Origin of the sequence: Vreelandella zhaodongensis (assembly GCF_013415115.1) — a bacterium.
Classification (GTDB): domain Bacteria; phylum Pseudomonadota; class Gammaproteobacteria; order Pseudomonadales; family Halomonadaceae; genus Vreelandella; species Vreelandella zhaodongensis.
This window is the reverse complement of the sequence record NZ_JACCDD010000004.1, coordinates 1-14,727: the sequence shown is the minus strand read 5'-3', so window position 1 is coordinate 14,727 and position 14,727 is coordinate 1. Positions and strand designations below refer to the sequence as shown.

General features: G+C 52.7%; 11 protein-coding genes and 1 riboswitch. Of the genes, 7 read left to right on the top strand and 4 right to left on the bottom strand.

From position 1 onward, the window contains the following. Nucleotides 1-331 precede the first annotated feature (331 nt). The 6 genes from HZS79_RS08210 (at nt 332) to HZS79_RS08185 (ending at nt 8,130) form a co-directional block, all read left to right on the top strand. The gene (locus tag HZS79_RS08210; protein ID WP_162219024.1) at nt 332-1,771 is read left to right on the top strand and encodes a YfcC family protein; all 1,440 of its coding nucleotides are present in this window, start codon (nt 332-334) and stop codon (nt 1,769-1,771) included. Between the two features lie 100 nt (nt 1,772-1,871). Then, nucleotides 1,872-3,128 (top strand): arginine deiminase, encoded by a 1,257-nt coding sequence (gene arcA, locus HZS79_RS08205; protein WP_179927568.1) that lies wholly within the window; start codon nt 1,872-1,874, stop codon nt 3,126-3,128. Nucleotides 3,129-3,139: 11 nt separating this feature from the next. Beyond that, on the top strand, nt 3,140-4,150 hold the full coding sequence (locus tag HZS79_RS08200) for an ornithine carbamoyltransferase (RefSeq protein ID WP_179927567.1): 1,011 nt from the start codon (nt 3,140-3,142) through the stop codon (nt 4,148-4,150). Between the two features lie 12 nt (nt 4,151-4,162). After that, nucleotides 4,163-5,092 carry a carbamate kinase gene (gene arcC / locus HZS79_RS08195; RefSeq protein ID WP_179927566.1) on the top strand — a complete coding sequence of 310 codons (930 nt, stop codon included), beginning with the start codon at nt 4,163-4,165 and terminating at the stop codon, nt 5,090-5,092. A gap of 174 nt (nt 5,093-5,266) precedes the next feature. Next, nucleotides 5,267-6,895 (top strand): BCCT family transporter, encoded by a 1,629-nt coding sequence (locus HZS79_RS08190; protein ID WP_179927565.1) that lies wholly within the window; start codon nt 5,267-5,269, stop codon nt 6,893-6,895. Between the two features lie 155 nt (nt 6,896-7,050). Beyond that, nucleotides 7,051-8,130, top strand: coding sequence for an NAD(P)-dependent alcohol dehydrogenase (locus HZS79_RS08185; RefSeq protein WP_179927564.1), 1,080 nt, complete (start codon nt 7,051-7,053; stop codon nt 8,128-8,130). Between the two features lie 152 nt (nt 8,131-8,282). On the opposite strand, the gene HZS79_RS08180 is transcribed toward HZS79_RS08185, so the two are convergent. From HZS79_RS08180 to HZS79_RS08165, 4 genes are all read right to left on the bottom strand, one after another. Continuing rightward, on the bottom strand, nt 8,283-9,974 hold the full coding sequence (locus tag HZS79_RS08180; RefSeq protein WP_179927563.1) for a hypothetical protein: 1,692 nt from the start codon (nt 9,972-9,974) through the stop codon (nt 8,283-8,285). Nucleotides 9,975-10,153: 179 nt separating this feature from the next. Further along, a complete protein-coding gene (gene thiC, locus HZS79_RS08175) occupies nt 10,154-12,085 on the bottom strand; it encodes a phosphomethylpyrimidine synthase ThiC (RefSeq protein WP_246311438.1) in 1,932 nt (643 codons plus the stop codon). Between the two features lie 44 nt (nt 12,086-12,129). Next, nucleotides 12,130-12,828, bottom strand: a complete 699-nt coding sequence (tenA, locus tag HZS79_RS08170; RefSeq protein ID WP_179927562.1) for a thiaminase II — start codon at nt 12,826-12,828, stop codon at nt 12,130-12,132. Nucleotides 12,829-12,903: 75 nt separating this feature from the next. Next, a riboswitch (TPP riboswitch) is annotated at nt 12,904-13,066 on the bottom strand. Nucleotides 13,067-13,158: 92 nt separating this feature from the next. Next, on the bottom strand, nt 13,159-13,716 hold the full coding sequence (locus HZS79_RS08165) for a phage integrase N-terminal SAM-like domain-containing protein (protein WP_179927561.1): 558 nt from the start codon (nt 13,714-13,716) through the stop codon (nt 13,159-13,161). Nucleotides 13,717-13,941: 225 nt separating this feature from the next. Here HZS79_RS08165 and HZS79_RS08160 point away from each other — a divergent pair, with 225 nt between their 5' ends. Further along, nucleotides 13,942-14,538, top strand: a complete 597-nt coding sequence (locus HZS79_RS08160; protein WP_179927560.1) for a hypothetical protein — start codon at nt 13,942-13,944, stop codon at nt 14,536-14,538. Nucleotides 14,539-14,727 lie beyond the last annotated feature (189 nt).

Genomic DNA, 14,727 nt, shown 5'->3' with positions numbered 1-14,727 from the left:
AAGCTTAAAACCAACAGCGGATAGTTCCGCTGTTGGTTTTTATTCCCCGCCTGTATAACACTATCGAATTCAGCGTGTCCCCTCCAGAGTATTTGCAATATATCCAGTCTTCAATAAATCCTCTTTCAGAAAAAAGCCTGATTAATTAAATAAATGTATTTTAATCATCATGCCTTTGTTTGTTTTTTGATACTTATCAATTTTTTTATTCTGATGTTCGTCTATAGTCATATTAGCAGAAAATTAAATATGGGTGGCTTGTGCCGTAATAATCGTTTGTTCTTTAGCTCGTAAGTACATGGTGCGGCAATTTATTAAGAGGGGGTGAGCAATGGATAATGCACAAACGAGTGATAATAAAGCAGTAAAACGCTTTCGTTTTCCCACGGCTTTTACCATTTTATTTAGTCTGACTATCCTCGCTGCGGTGATGACATGGTTCGTTCCGGCGGGTCAGTACGAGCGGGAGTTTGACGAATCATTGGGGCGAGAAGTTACCGTGGTGGGCAGCTATCAAGAGGTAGCGCCTAATCCACAAAATGCCTGGGATGTGTTGATGGCCCCAATAGCAGGGCTTTATGACCCTGCGACCAATGTGGCCAACGCAATCGATGTGGCGCTTTTTGTGCTGATTATTGGCGGTTTTATTGGTGTGGTGACGGCGACCGGAGCGATTGATGCCGGTATCGGGCGAGCCATGAAGCGCATGGTAGGGCATGAGAAATGGATAATCCCACTGCTAATGGCGCTATTCGCCCTCGGTGGCTCTACCTATGGAATGGCCGAGGAAACGTTGGCCTTCTACATGCTGCTAATTCCCATCATCATTGCCGCTGGCTATGACTCGGTAACGGCCGTTGCCATTATCCTGCTAGGGGCAGGCGTGGGGGTACTGGGTTCAACCGTCAATGCCTTCGCGACGGTCATTGCTTCTGATGCTGCCGGTATCCCTTTCACTGAAGGTCTTATTCTGAGGCTGGTAATTCTTGTGTTGTGTTTCGTGGCGACGGTTCTGTATGTGATGCGCTATGCAGCTCGTGTTCGCCGCAGCCCCGATGCATCCATTGTCAGTGATCAGTATGAGGCGGATCGCGAGTATTTTCTGAGTCAGCGCGATGAGGAAACGCTGCCGTTTACCCGTACTCGTAAGCTAGTGCTCATGCTGTTTGCATGCACCTTCATCATTATGGTGTGGGGCGTGTTGGCGGCCGATTGGTGGATGGGGGAAATGACGGCGCTATTTCTGGCATCCAGCCTGGTGGTCGGTGTTGTTTCCCGGTTGGGTGAGGTGCGCTTTGTCGACTCCTTTGTAGGCGGCGCCAAGGAGCTATTAGGTGTCGCGCTGATTATCGGCTTGGCCAGAGGGATCGTCGTCATTATGGATGCCGGCCTTGTTACCGATACGCTACTGCATTGGTCTGAAGAGCGGGTAAGTGGGCTTTCCAGCGTCGCCTTTATAAACGTGATGTATTGGTTACAGGTGATGATGTCGTTTTTTGTCCCCTCTTCATCAGGGTTGGCGGTAATGAGCATGCCTGTTCTAGCCCCTATGGCGGACTTCGCTGGGGTAGGGCGAGACCTGGTTGTGACTGCTTATCAGTCAGCAAACGGATTAGTGAACTTGATTAACCCGACCTTTGCCGTGGTCATGGGGGCGTTGGCGATTGGGCGTGTGCCCTATGAACGCTGGCTGCGATTCATGTGGCCGCTGCTGTTGATCCTGACGGTGATCATTCTTGCCTGCCTGAGTCTGGCAGCTTTGATGGGCTGAGATTCGTAAGCATTTCAATGTTGTGTTGGCCGTGGCCACAAGCCGCTAAGCCAATGATTAAGCGATACGTGCCTACTGGCATGCGACAAGGAGAAACGCAATGTCTACCAATACCCCTACGCTTGGCGTTCATTCCGAAGCAGGTAAATTACGTAAGGTAATGGTCTGCTCGCCAGGGTTGGCCCATCAGCGCCTAACGCCGAGTAATTGTGATGATTTGTTGTTCGACGACGTACTGTGGGTCAGCCAAGCCAAGCGTGATCACTTCGATTTTGTGACCAAAATGCGTGAGCGTGGCGTGGAAGTGCTGGAAATGCACAACCTGTTGACGGACACCCTCAAAATCCCCGAGGCACGTAGTTGGCTCCTGGATCGTAAGATTACTGCGAATCAAGTGGGGTTAGGGCTACAGGATGAAGTGCGTGCCTGGCTTGATGAGATGGAGCCGCGCCGACTTGCTGAGTTTCTTATCGGCGGGGTATCAGGCAATGATATGGCGGGGTCCCAGGGAGGTGAAATCCTCAAAATGTTTCGCGATTACCTGGGCCATTCAAGTTTTATTCTGCCGCCACTACCCAATACTCAGTTCACCCGTGACACAACGTGCTGGATCTACGGCGGTGTGACATTGAACCCGATGCACTGGCAGGCTCGGCGCCAAGAAACGCTGCTTACCACGGCGATCTACAAATTCCATCCTGAGTTTGAAAAAGCCGACTTTCAGGTCTGGTACGGCGATCCTGATGTGGATCATGGCCTAGCGACTCTGGAAGGTGGAGACGTGATGCCGATAGGCAACGGCGTTGTGCTGATTGGAATGGGCGAACGCAGCTCTCGTCAGGCCATTGGCCAAGTGGCACAAGCGCTATTCTCTGCCGGTGCGGCCAAGCGAATCGTTGTCGCAGGCCTGCCAAAATCGCGCTCGGCGATGCATCTGGATACCGTATTCAGCTTTTGTGACCACGATCTGGTAACCATTTTTCCTGAAGTCGTACGCAATATCGTCGCCTTCAGCCTCCGGCCAGATGAGAGTCGCCCAGGGGGGATCGATGTACGCCGAGAAGAAAATAGCTTCCTTGAGGTGGTCGCTGAGTCGCTCGGTTTGCCCGCCTTGCGTGTGGTGGAAACGGGCGGTGACAGTTTCGAATCAGAGCGTGAGCAGTGGGATGACGGTAACAACGTTGTGGCACTCGAGCCCGGCGTGGTGATTGGCTACGACCGCAATACATCGACGAACACGCTGCTACGCAAGGCAGGCGTAGAGGTCATCACCATTAGCGCCAGCGAGCTTGGTCGCGGTCGTGGCGGTGGCCACTGCATGACTTGCCCGATCATTCGTGACCCCATTGACTACTGAGAGCGTTCATCATGGCATTTAATATTCATCACCGTAGCCTGCTTAGCCTCATGCATCACAGCGAGCGTGAGCTGTGCTATCTGCTTGACCTTGCCCGCGACCTCAAACGCGCCAAATATTCTGGTACGGAACAGCAACTGCTCAAGGGGCAGAATATTGCACTGATCTTCGAGAAGACATCAACCCGCACCCGCTGTGCCTTCGAAGTGGCTGCGTACGACCAAGGCGCCAATATTACCTTCATTGATCCAGGCTCCTCGCAAATTGGCCATAAAGAGAGCATGAAGGATACCGCTCGTGTGTTAGGTCGCATGTACGACGCCATCGAATATCGCGGCTTTAAACAGGACGTTGTCGAAGAGCTGGCCAGCTATGCGGGCGTGCCGGTTTACAACGGTTTGACCGAGGAGTATCACCCGACACAAATGCTCGCTGACGTGATGACCATGCGGGAGCATACACAAAAGCCGTTACACCAGATCAGCTATGCCTATGTGGGTGATGCCCATAACAACATGGGCAAATCGCTACTCTTAATTGGTGCCAAGCTTGGCATGGATGTGCGCATTGCGGCCCCCAAGGCGTTGTGGCCCCCCCAAGAGCACATCGATGCTTGCCAGCGCTTTGCGGAGGAAAGTGGAGCCACTATTACGTTGACCGAAGACCCAGAAGCGGCGGTTAAAGATGTCGATTTTATCCACACGGACGTGTGGGTCTCGATGGGTGAGCCAGTAGAAGCCTGGGGGGAGCGAATTGAGCAGCTCCTGCCTTATCAGGTAAACAGCAGTTTGATGCAGTGCTCAGATAATCCGCGCGTCAAATTCATGCACTGTTTACCTGCCTTCCACAATACGGAAACTAAAATCGGCAAGCAGGTGGCTGACCAATACCCGCACTTGGCAAATGGCATTGAGGTGACTGAGGAGGTCTTCGAGTCGCCGGCCTGTATTGCGTTTGAACAGGCAGAAAACCGCATGCACACCATCAAGGCGGTGCTTGTTGCCACCTTGGGCGGAGTCTGAGGAGAAATGTCGATGCGAATTGTCGTTGCACTAGGTGGAAATGCATTGCTACGCAGGGGAGAGCCGATGACAGCAGAGGCTCAGCGTGGAAATATTAAAATTGCCTGTGAACAAATTGCCAGGATCGCATCAGGTAATGAATTGGTCATTGCTCACGGCAACGGCCCGCAAGTTGGATTGCTGGCACTACAAGGGGCCGCTTACACGGATGTCAGCGCCTATCCACTGGATGTGCTAGGAGCAGAAACGGAAGGCATGATCGGTTACATGATTGAGCAGGAGCTTGGCAATCTGCTGCCGGTTGAGGTTCCGCTCGCCACGTTATTAACACAGGTGGAAGTTGACCTTGATGACCCAGCGTTTCAGCACCCCAGCAAGCCGATAGGCCCGGTTTATACAGCGGATGAAGCCGAGCGCCTGGCTAAGGAAAAAAGCTGGAATATTGCACCCGACGGGGACAAATTCCGCCGTGTGGTTGCCAGCCCGCGTCCTAAGAGGATTTTCGAGATTCTCCCGATAAAATGGCTCATGGAAAAAGGCACTATCGTCATTTGTGCTGGCGGGGGAGGGATCCCTACTGCCTACGACGAAAATAATAAACTCTATGGTGTAGAAGCGGTAATCGATAAGGATCTCTGTTCAGCCCTTCTCGCTGAGCAGTTGCAGGCTGATTTGCTGATCATTGCGACGGATGTTGATGCCGCTTATGTCGACTGGAATGGGCCAAACCACAAGGCGATTGCTAGCGCTCACCCAGACGTGCTGGATGACATGCATTTTGCGGCGGGTTCCATGGGGCCAAAAATAGAGGCAGCATGCAACTACAGCAGGAATACCGGTAAAGAAGCGGTTATTGGTGCATTGGCGGATATCGAAGAAATTCTTCAGGGAGCCGCAGGTACCCGTGTGAGTATAGGGGTAGAAGGTATCAATTTTCGGTAGAGGATTTGCTCAAGTACGTTTGTCTAATGCACTTCGATGAAAAGTGTTAGTGCAAGGGCAAAGCATCAGTGTAAGTGACGTTTCGGAACAAGGCGGCATCGCGAGTAGTGGGCTTGGCGGCGCGGCATGCTTTAGAATGACACAACATTCAAGCCAATTAATAAGGGAGTTGTGATGTACCGCCAAGCCACCTCGGGACTGTTTAAAGGAATGAATGCCCGAGTCACCCTGGTCGCTATTATTATGGTGGCGGCTGCCCTGGCTTACGGGGCTTTTTATACCGAACATCTCGCTGACGTTCTTGAGCGCATGCGCAGCACCTTAAACCCCTTCCTTGAGTGGTATTACGTCTTGCTGGTGGCGTTTCTGTTGTTCTTTATGATTTGGCTGGGGGTTGGACGTTATAAGAACGTGCGCTTGGGGGGCGATTATGAACAGCCAGAGTTCACGTTTTTCTCCTGGGTTTCGATGTTGTTTGCTGCGGGCACTGGGGTAGGAATTCTATTCTGGGCGGTGGCTCAGCCTATTTTGCAATTCCAAGAAAACCCCTTTATTGGCGAAGGAATGAGCCCGGAAGCAGCACGTGTCGCGATGCGTCTGACGTACTTTCATTGGGGACTGAACGGCTGGGCGATTTTCTCCTTTGTGGCGCTGGTACTTGCTTATTTCGCTTATCGTCGAGACTTACCGCTGACTGTGCGCTCTGGGCTAGAGCCGGTTTTGGGTAAACACAACCACGGCATAATGGGCGACATGGTCGACCTGTTGGCTGTCTTCGGCACTGTGTTTGGGATTGCGACGACGCTAGGCCTTGGTGTTCAACAAATGAATGCAGGCCTAAGTGCTGTGTTTGGGCTGGAGTCGTCAGTCACTCTCCAATTGCTGATCACCGCGGTGATTATGAGTGTGGCGACGTTCTCCGTTGTATCCGGCGTCAAGCGCGGCGTGCGACTGCTGTCAGAGGCTAACTTCTGGCTGAGCATTGCAGTGGTGGGCTTTATGCTGCTGTTCGGCCCGACTCAGTACCTCATCGCACTAACCATCGAGTCTGCGGGTGACTACCTACAAAACATATTTGGCATGACCTTTCATACCAATGCCACGGTGTCTGATGGCTGGCAGTCAGAGTGGACGGTGTTCTTCTGGGGGTGGTGGCTGGCCTGGTCGCCTTTTGTCGGCATGTTCATCGCACGGGTCTCTCGTGGGCGCACCTTCCGTGAGTTTGTGATGGGCGTGCTGTTGGTGCCAACGGTGATCACGATTATCTGGATTGGTCTGTTTGGCGGCACCGCTCTCTATCACGAACTGTTTGGGGCAGGCGGTATTGTTCAAGCCGTGGACGACAATGTGGCCACGGCGCTGTTCGCGACGGTGGGGGCCATGAATTTAGGCATTATTGGCGTAGGCTTGTCGGCTGTATTAGTGGTGCTCATCGCCACCTACCTGATCACCTCTGCTAACGCGGGCACGTTGGTGATTAATACCATTCTGGCGGGAGGAGATCCCGAGCCGCCCACGGCGCACCGGATTATCTGGGGCGCTGTACTGGGGATGTTGACAGCCGTTATGCTGCTTGCTGGTGGGCTGGAAACGCTTCAGTCGGCGGTGATTATGGCGGCACTGCCGTTTTCAGTGGTGGTGATACTGATGGTGCTGGGGTTGCTTAAGGCGCTGCACAGTGAGCGGTTTGCCGCCCGTACCGGCTCGCGTACCGAAGCGCCTCGCGAGCCATGGGCGGATTTGGACGATGCAGGAACCCAGCCTACGCCGGTTTCACCGGATGAGAACTTTAGACGCAATTAAAGTCGTCAATGAGCGCTGCAAGTTGACCTTGCAGCGCTTGTCTATTTAGTCCACTAAAACTTGATATAGCGCAGTTTTAGTGGCCATTAGCTAGCGCTTAATAGCCTACGCTTAATGGTGAAGTGCCATGACTACCCTCTGTGAGGAATTGTCCTATGCCTACCATGATGAAAGCGGCTGTTTTTGTTGAGCCTGGCCGAATTGAAATTGACGACAAACCCATTCCAGAGATTGGCCCCAATGATGCGTTGATGCGCGTGACTACCACGACGATTTGCGGCACCGACGTACACATTTTAAAAGGCGAATACCCCGTTGAGCGCGGCTTAACCATCGGCCATGAGCCGGTGGGGGTGATTGAAAAACTGGGAGCCAATGTGAAGGGGTACCAAGAAGGACAGCGGGTGATTGCCGGGGCAATCTGCCCCAGTTTTACCTCTTATGCCTGCCAGGATGGTTGCAGTGCTCAAGATGGCGGCCACCACAGCCATGGGTATAAACCAATGGGTGGCTGGCGCTTTGGCAATACGATCGATGGAGCTCAGGCGGAATACTTACTGGTGCCTGACGCCCAGGCCAACCTCTCACCCGTGCCAGATGGCTTAACCGACGAACAAGTACTGATGTGCCCCGATATTATGTCGACCGGTTTTGTCGGTGCGGAAGCCGCGGGGATCAAGATTGGCGACACCGTGGCGGTGTTTGCTCAAGGGCCGATTGGGCTATGCGCGACGGCGGGTGCACGGCTGCGTGGGGCTGGGATGATTATTGCGGTAGACGGTGTGGATGAGCGTTTGGCGATAGCCAAGCAGATGGGCGCTGACGTGACGCTGGATTTCCGCAAGGTCGATGTTGTCGAGGAAATTCTGAAGCTCACGGGGGGACGCGGCGTTGATGTTGCGATTGAAGCACTTGGCTTGCAGCAAACCTTTGAATCTGCCTTGCGAGTGTTAAAGCCCGGCGGCACGCTATCAAGCCTGGGCGTTTACTCTGAAGACTTGACGATTCCGCTAGGCGCTTTCTGTGCTGGCCTTGGAGACCACAAGATCATTACGTCACTTTGCCCTGGCGGCAAAGAGCGCATGCGCAGGCTGATGAGTATTATAGCCGCAGGGCGACTAGATCTTGGCCCCATGGTCACCCACCGCTACGCGCTGGAGGATATTGTCGAGGCCTACGATCTCTTCTCCCACCAGCGCGATGGTGTGCTGAAAGTGGCCCTTGAGGTCTCATAGTGATTAAGAAAGCTCAAGAGCCAGCTAAACGCCACATCTATCAGCGAGACTATCGACGAAAAACCCGCTAACGATCGTTGGTATAACGAACACGTGCTGCTATCACTTGTAAGACCAACAGCGGGTTTTTCGGAGTAGAAGGGAAGCCCGTTTTATTTCAGTTCCAGTGAGAAGCTCATTTCAACGCCTGCATCATCCACTCTGAACCAGTACTCGATGTTTTCGTAGATGTCGCCATATTGCTTGAGCAAGTCAGTATCAAACTCTTCCCTATCATCGTATGGCATCTGCTCGATGACCTGGGCCAGCGAATGGTAGAACTCACCTGTCAGATGGCCATGAACCAGTAGGTCACGCTCGGAAACAGGGGCTTGTAGTTCCGCCTGCAGTGTCTCGGAATCACTGACGCCAACGCCCAGAGTAATGGCGCTTTTAGACATGGCGGCGTAGAGCTTTGGTGAGCCTGGCGGCAGCATTATGCTTTCAATAGGCTTGGCTTCTCCGCCTGGTTCAAGCCCAAGAGACCCCAGGTCAGGCGCGAAGGCGCTTGCTGTAGACAGCAGTGCTAGCGGATTTTGTGAAGCGAGGGTCAGGATGCCGGTACCGGTGGGCTCGCCGTTTTTCATGGTCAGGCTGTTGAGACGAGCTATGAAGCCGGACAGTGATGGGCCAATCATCATAGAGACCGGATTGTTAATCGCCACGCTGATCTCACTCCAGGCGTTGTTTAGCTCCTGAAATTCCTCGCAGCTGAAGGGGTTTTGACGCATTTCCTGGGCATACTTTTGAACACTCTTCATCAGTACAGGCAGGTTCAAGCCCAGTCCGAAGCTGGCCATACCCTCTGAGCTGCCAAGGCCCGGAACCTGAGCGGTCATGGCACGCAGGTCGCTGACAATATGCTTGTCAGTTTCCAGGATAAGATTCATCTCCATGCGGTCGAGATTATACTCACGCATGCCCATTACAAGGCCCGGGAAGCGGCGGGTGATACGGTCAATATCAGCCTGGCAGGCGGTCAGATCCAGTAGCTCTGCGTCAACCGCCTCCATCAGTGCCTGAGTACCTGAATGCGTAGGCGTACTCAGCTCACTCAACAGGCGTGATGAGTAAATTTGCCCGGCACCGCGAGGTGTAAAGCCATGACGCTGCTCAATCTCCGCCAGAGCGCCAGTATCACCGATGTTGCTGTCAGGCAGGGTGTTACCCAGTACGTCCGATAGCAGCTCATCGCTTACATTCTCTGGTACGACAGACATCAACAGCTGATTATCGATAATGGCCATGATCGCTTTGATCGGACCATCTTGGGTTAGTACCCAGTACTCTTTTCCGTCTGTCATCGCCGTGCTTGGATTGAGGTCAGCATTGGCCAGGACGCGCTGCAGCGTTTCGCGGAAAGCGTCTTCGTCCTGCAATTCCATGCGTAGAATGGGCAAAATACCGAGCCCGTACAAAGCGACCTGGGGGCTCATTTTAAAGCCCAGTGCATGGATGTCATCGAGTGTTTCAACATCGACAAACTCTTCACCCATAGCGATTAAAAGTGACATCAGCGAATGCAGCACGTCATCGTCTATTTCGTGCAGCATGTCGTGCAGTTCATCTAAGTCAGTTTCAAGGCGCATGCGCTGATAAAGAGCCAAGGCATCTTGTTCAGGCATCGTTTCACGTGTTGCCATGAAGTAGGGAGAGTCGGCCGGAATATACTTCAGCATGGGAGATGAGATATTTTTCGGTGCTTCCTGCTGCGTCGCAGTTGATTCTTTATCATCGCTACAGCCACTCAGCACGCCAGCGCTGAACAGGGCAAGAGAAATAGCTATGGAAAGCTTGGCTTTCATCTAGAGTCAGTCCTTTGAAAGATGTTGGCTTTAATTGAGCATTTTGAAAAGGATTATCAGTGAATGACAATCATACATAAATTAAATTAAGTTAGCCTCTCCCTGGGTAAAAAAATGGCCCTTGAGGTCGTATAAGACCCAAGAGCCACTTTTATCAGAGAGGTTTGCGGGTTGCTGTTTTAAACTTCCTGGTACAGCTCGCTGCCTTCCCGGCGGAACTTCTCGGCTTGCTCCTGCATGCCGCGCTTAACTGCCTCGGCGTCGCTTTCAGCGGCATTTTCCGGTGTGCGATCTCGGTAGGTATCGCGCACTTCCTGGCTGATCTTCATGGAGCAGAACTTCGGCCCGCACATGGAACAGAAGTGCGCCACCTTGGCGGAATCTTTCGGCAGGGTTTCGTCGTGGAATTCACGGGCGGTATCTGGGTCTAGGCCCAGGTTAAACTGGTCTTCCCAGCGGAACTCGAAACGGGCCTTGGAAAGCGCGTTATCGCGACGCTGTGCCGCCGGATGACCCTTGGCCAAGTCCGCTGCGTGGGCCGCAATCTTATAGGTGATGATGCCGGTTTTGACGTCATCTTTATTCGGCAGACCCAAGTGCTCCTTTGGCGTCACATAGCAGAGCATTGCACAGCCAAACCAGCCGATCATGGCCGCACCGATGCCCGAGGTAATGTGGTCGTAGCCGGGGGCGATATCGGTGGTCAGTGGGCCAAGCGTATAGAAAGGTGCCTCATGGCACGCCTCTAGCTGCTTATCCATGTTCTCTTTAATCAAGTGCATGGGCACATGGCCAGGGCCCTCGATCATCACCTGAACATCATGTTTCCAAGCGATCTTGGTTAGTTCGCCCAGGGTCTCGAGTTCGGCGAACTGCGCTTCGTCATTAGCATCGGCGACTGAGCCGGGGCGCAGGCCGTCACCCAACGAAAACGCTACGTCGTACTGCTTACAGATCTCACAGATCTCTTCAAAGTGGGTATACAGGAAGCTTTCCTGGTGATGGTACAAGCACCATTTAGCCATAATGGAACCGCCACGGCTGACAATGCCGGTCACCCGGTTGGCAGTCATTGGCACATAGCGCAACAACACGCCCGCGTGAATGGTGAAGTAATCCACCCCCTGTTCCGCCTGTTCAATCAAGGTGTCGCGGAAGACTTCCCAGGTCAGGTTTTCGGCAATGCCGTTGACCTTCTCAAGCGCTTGATAGATCGGCACTGTGCCAATCGGCACCGGCGAGTTACGGATAATCCATTCGCGGGTTTCGTGAATATTCTGCCCCGTGGAAAGATCCATGATGGTGTCCGATCCCCAGCGGATACCCCAGGTCATTTTGTCGACTTCTTCTTCAATCGATGAGGTAACTGCCGAGTTACCCAGGTTGCCATTAATCTTCACCAGGAAGTTACGGCCAATAATCATCGGCTCGGATTCTGGGTGATTGATATTGTTGGGGATAATTGCGCGCCCACGGGCGACTTCGTCGCGCACAAATTCCGGCGTGATCTCTTCCGGCAATTTTGCACCAAAGCTTTGGCCAGGATGTTGGTGACCAAGAATACGCTCAACTTCAGCGGTGCCTAATGTTTGGCGGCGCTGGTTTTCGCGGATAGCAATAAATTCCATTTCAGGGGTAATAATGCCCTGGCGCGCATAGTGCAGTTGGGTAACATTCTTGCCTGGTTTTGCCCGGCGCGGGGTGCGGGTTAAATCAAAACGCAACTGAGCAAGTGTCGGGTCGTTAGCACGGCGGTTGCCGTACTCACTGGTTGGGCCGTCAAGGAACTCGGTATCGTCGCGCTCTTCAATCCAGGCGCGGCGCAGGGCGGGTAAGCCTTTGCGTAAATCATTGTTGGCGGCCGGATCGGTGTAAGGGCCAGAGGTGTCGTACACCAGCAGCGGCGGGTTCTCTTCATCAATGCTGCTGGTTTTAGTCGGCGACAGGGTGATTTCCCGAAACGGCACGCGGATATCTGGCCGTGAGCCTTCAACGTACACCTTACGCGAGGCGGGCAGCGGCTGAATGGCGGCCGCATCGACCTGGGCAGTTTCCGCTAAAAAGTGGCTGGTTTTACTTTTTGAGGTTTTAGTTTTTAACGTCTTAGTCATTACAGTCGTCTTCCTTCGTTGTTGATTATGGTTGTCGTGTCGGCTTAATGGGTGAGACTTTTGTCTGTTAGATCGTCGTCTATCAGATCCAGACCCATCTGCCAGAAGTCGATTTCCAGGCGCGTGGCATCGCGGAAGATCTTGCTCAGCTCGGCAAAGCGGGCAGGGGTAACGTTGGCAAGGCGGGCGTTGAGCCATTCAAGCTCTGCCTGCATGGCGGCCTGGAACTCCTCGCTTTCGTACATCGCTATCCAGGGATCAAAAGGATTTTGTGCGCCGCGCAGGGTGAACGGCTGAGCGTTCAGCCAGTTGGCAATTTCGCCGTAGCCCACTAGGCAAGGGGCCAGCGCCACGTGCAAATCGAGCAGGTCGCCGCGATTGCCGGTATCCAGTACATAGCGGGTATACGCCAAGGTGGCTCTGGCTTCGGGAAGCTCCGCCAGCTCTTGCTCGGAAATCCCCCACTCCTGGCAAAAGCCCACGTGCAGGCCCAGTTCCACATCCACAATGGCTTTTAAACCTTCATGGGCTTGGCGCAGATCAGCCAGCGTAGGGCTTTTATAGGCGGCCAACGCGTAGGCGCGGGCAAAATGAATCAAAAACAGGTAATCCTGTTTTAAATAGTGGCGAAACGATGCATCTGGCAGCGCGGCGGTACCCAACTGACGGACAAAATCGTGCTCAATATAGGCGCGCCAATCGTCATGGCAGGCATTGGTAAGATCAGTAAAGCGGTAGCCCATGATGCCTCCGGGAGTAATGATCCGGAAGGTGGGCGGAGATCGAGGAGATGGCGCGGAAGGTGGCGTGAAGCTAAGCCGAGGCCATCGCTTGATCCCTACGCCGGTACCCGTGCTGCAAACTTGTGTAAGCCGCAGCGCATTAGCCGGATCAGGTTCAGCGGGACCAGCGCTTGGCGGTATCAAAGTGATACGCCCTGCGTCATCTCAGCCGGATTCACCGGCACCCCGTCAAGCAGTTAGTGCCAAGCAGTCTAGGAGGAGGAGAGAAGAGATGCAAGGGGTGAGGTATTGAGTGAATAGCACGCTTCTTAGAAATATTAATGCACTTGGCTAACCGAGTGGGCTTCTAACACCTGCAAATCCATTCCCCAATACATGGGTGTATATTTGGGTGGTTTCGATGCTTTTATGGCCTTTGCCTGCACGGACAGTGATGACGTGGCGCGCAAAATCGATATCTTTTACGCGTAACCGACAAGCTTCGGAGACTCGTAACCCCGAGCCGTACATCAGCGATGCAATCAGGAGCATGGAGCCGGACAGATGCTCAAACACATCCATCACCTCTTGGTGGGAAAGCACGACAGGTAAGCGTTTAGGGCGCTTAGCCCGGCTAAAATTACCCACCTCACCCAGCGGTTGATCTAGAACGTGGCGATACAGAAACACGATAGCATTGAGTGCCTGGTTTTGTGTTGCCGCAGCCACGCGCCTTTCTAACGCGAGATATTCCAAAAATTGCCGCACTTCATTGCCCGCCATATTGGCAGGATGCTGCATTCTGTGAAAACGAATGAAAAAGCGAATCCAGTAGCAATAGGTTTTCTCAGTACGGAGGCTATAGCGCTTGACCCGTAGGGTCGTCTTGACGCGTTCCATTAGTTTCATAAGAGCCACTCTTTATACTGTTTATCTATACAGTATTATTGAGCAGGGAAAAACACGCAAGCACGCGAATTTTGGATAGGATGCCAAAATTGGCTTTGCTCTCTTGGGAATCAATGGGGTAGAGTCAAATTGGGTGGCTATAAAACCCCAATGAATGTGCCGTCGCGTTTATTGGAGTTTTGTAGCGAGGCGTATAATCACTGTTAGCTAAAAAGAGTGCCTGCATTGGAAAATTGGTTGAGAACTGATGAGCTTGAAGAATCTGTATCAGCCTTAAGGATGATGCGCGATACCGCTCTTAAGGTGGCAAATGATGTATATCAATGGAAATGGATAGTTATTGCCTCACACAATGCCCTACAGGGTTTTATGGTTTTGGCGTTGAGAAACGGAAATAACTTAACGGTTATGCCTGACAAGCTAGCGGGAAAATGGTTGGAAGCGTATCGAGCTGACAAGCCGTTGCCGGAAGAGCGCCTTGACTCCTTTCCTAATCTTTATAAAAAGATTAAAGGAGAGGACATGGAGCGGCTAGTAATGAGTAGGTGCTTTACAGCTACAGCCGAGCAAGATCGGTGCGTTAAAAAGCTACAGGAGCTGAGAAACGATTTCATTCACTTCATCCCCAAGGGCTGGTCTATAGAAGTCTCAGGGCTGCCTAGTCTTTGTCTAGCAATAATAGAGATTATCGAGTTTCTTGGCTGGGAGTCGTTCAACGTGCTTTGGCACAATGAAGGCCAGCGGGAAGAGGCGGAAGCCATCATTACTGAACTCAAAGTGACTTTGGACGCTATTAATGACCAGTATCAAAAAAGTAGCTAACAATGCCAGTCACAGCGACGGCTTTTGCGTTGCGGCTTCGCCTCCACTACAAAGCCGCGCGTGCTGGCGGCGTTGAGCCTGTAGAAAAACTCCGCTGACGGCTAAGTTTTGGTAGGATTGAGGAAACAGACGAGGAGTGGTCAGCATGCCGCGCTTCAAAGCTTATAACTACGACCAGAACGCTATGGT

Coding starts and splice junctions, on each gene's coding strand:
- arcA (WP_179927568.1), top strand. CDS start 1,872: ATGTCTACCAATACCCCTACGCTTGGCGTTCATTCCGAAGCAGGTAAA.
- HZS79_RS08185 (WP_179927564.1), top strand. CDS start 7,051: ATGCCTACCATGATGAAAGCGGCTGTTTTTGTTGAGCCTGGCCGAATT.
- HZS79_RS08200 (WP_179927567.1), top strand. CDS start 3,140: ATGGCATTTAATATTCATCACCGTAGCCTGCTTAGCCTCATGCATCAC.
- thiC (WP_246311438.1), bottom strand. CDS start 12,085: ATGACTAAGACGTTAAAAACTAAAACCTCAAAAAGTAAAACCAGCCAC.
- tenA (WP_179927562.1), bottom strand. CDS start 12,828: ATGGGCTACCGCTTTACTGATCTTACCAATGCCTGCCATGACGATTGG.
- arcC (WP_179927566.1), top strand. CDS start 4,163: ATGCGAATTGTCGTTGCACTAGGTGGAAATGCATTGCTACGCAGGGGA.
- HZS79_RS08190 (WP_179927565.1), top strand. CDS start 5,267: ATGTACCGCCAAGCCACCTCGGGACTGTTTAAAGGAATGAATGCCCGA.
- HZS79_RS08165 (WP_179927561.1), bottom strand. CDS start 13,716: ATGAAACTAATGGAACGCGTCAAGACGACCCTACGGGTCAAGCGCTAT.
- HZS79_RS08180 (WP_179927563.1), bottom strand. CDS start 9,974: ATGAAAGCCAAGCTTTCCATAGCTATTTCTCTTGCCCTGTTCAGCGCT.
- HZS79_RS08210 (WP_162219024.1), top strand. CDS start 332: ATGGATAATGCACAAACGAGTGATAATAAAGCAGTAAAACGCTTTCGT.